The sequence below is a fragment of the Pantoea sp. ANP04 genome (genome assembly GCF_041982285.1).
GTDB classification, from domain to species: Bacteria; Pseudomonadota; Gammaproteobacteria; order Enterobacterales; family Enterobacteriaceae; genus Pantoea; species Pantoea eucalypti.
On the sequence record NZ_JAUTYS010000032.1, the window covers coordinates 1 to 1,427 of the forward strand.

2 protein-coding genes and 1 pseudogene are annotated in these 1,427 nt (G+C 42.5%); all 3 read right to left on the reverse strand.

The window, feature by feature from the left end; genetic code table 11:
- Positions 1-444 (reverse strand): annotated as a pseudogene (locus Q7C21_RS22100) (type IV secretion protein Rhs); the annotation flags it as partial.
- A gap of 72 nt (positions 445-516) precedes the next feature.
- Positions 517-876, reverse strand: a complete 360-nt coding sequence (locus tag Q7C21_RS22105) for a hypothetical protein (RefSeq protein WP_154926148.1) — start codon at positions 874-876, stop codon at positions 517-519.
- On the reverse strand, positions 873-1,427 hold a 555-nt coding region (locus tag Q7C21_RS22110), incomplete at its 5' end, for a glycohydrolase toxin TNT-related protein (RefSeq protein ID WP_375151104.1). The genes Q7C21_RS22105 and Q7C21_RS22110, both read right to left, overlap by 4 nt.

A 1,427-nucleotide genomic window follows, 5' to 3' on the forward strand; every position in this document is an offset into this window, starting at 1 on the left:
GTGACGGCGTTGCCAGACGGTCTTCCCTGTAACAGCGGCTGGCTGGTTTTACTGATGCGGCGTCCTAGCGGATCGTAGCGAAAACTCAACTTAGTGCGCGGCTTGTTACGTTCCCATGGCTCGCTGATGACGTCCGTCAGGCGATGCTCACCATCGTAGCGATATCGCCAGCGGGTATGCCCATCATCTTTCTCCGTGGTACATCCATGGATATCGTACTGCCAGCGGATACCGTTCAGTTCGGTGAAACGGCTATACATGACATGAGCGGCATTATGGCGATCCAGCGGGTTGCCAGCGCCACTGTTCATTACCCGGCTGCGCATTGTCCTGTGATAACAGCCGGCCGGCATTATCGTAGTTCCATAATGTCTGGCTGAACGGATTATCGTCGTGCTCTTCACGGATTAAGTTGTTGCCGTAATCGAATCTATATCGACAGGAATTGTGTATAACCTCTCAACGATCAATGCAATTAACTAAAAACACTCTTTATTTAAAGTAAAAGTTAGGAAATTAATCTCTTAGAAAAAGACCTATCAAGTGAGAGGAATACCTGGATGGTTGAATTTCTGAAAATGTGAAAAACACTACTACCTTATGATTTTCAAAATCACATTCCGTTTCAAAAAAGCTGATAGCTTCACCATCGTAATGATAACGACCCGAATCTTTAATTTTTTCCTTTACTCCTTTTATTTTTTTTGAATAATTTTTCTTAAAATCTAACTCTTCTGAATTGAAACTTCTTGAACCATACACCGAAAAAACTATTTTTCCAGAACAGCACGGGCATTCAAAAAAGTTCTTTTTATGGATAAAGTCATTTTCAATACCATCGTGTAACAAAACTTTTTTTTTAATAAAATTTTTCATAACTTCCTTAAGACTCCATCTTTGATAAGATCTTCAATATAATCAGCTGTTTCGTATTGTTTGTTCATCCCTGGCTTCCCAAACCAAGGAATTGCCGGTCCTGAATCAACTTCATAAGGTTTTAATACCTCATAGGTGGATAGTGGCTTTGTTAAAGTATAATCCGGAAGCGCCCTTCCCTCAAAAGAAGCTCCGGCCGGAGAAAGAAATGTTCCTGGATCTCTGAAAACACCATCTTCAATCCATCCACCATAACGATCTACGTATTCTCCGGGCTGAAGAGTTTCTTTCACTGAAGTAACAAAACCGCGGTTAGGAGGCCAGGCACCTTCACCCATAAGTTGTTCTAACGCTGCCCAGTCTTGTTTTTTCCATAAAGCATATGCTTTGGATGCTTGTTTCCTTGAAGTGAATTGTTTTTTATTCGACTTTTTCTGGAAATCATTCCATGCATTTTTACAACTCAACCCCCAAGGATCCACCCATCCCAGCGCATTCGGCGCATACTGGTAAAGGTTGATCCCGCCCGCCAGCCCTATCGGATCCTGCTG

What these genes read in the sequence shown, in the direction of transcription:
- Q7C21_RS22105 (WP_154926148.1), bottom strand. Translation starts at nt 876, where the DNA reads ATGAAAAATTTTATTAAAAAAAAAGTTTTGTTACACGATGGTATTGAA.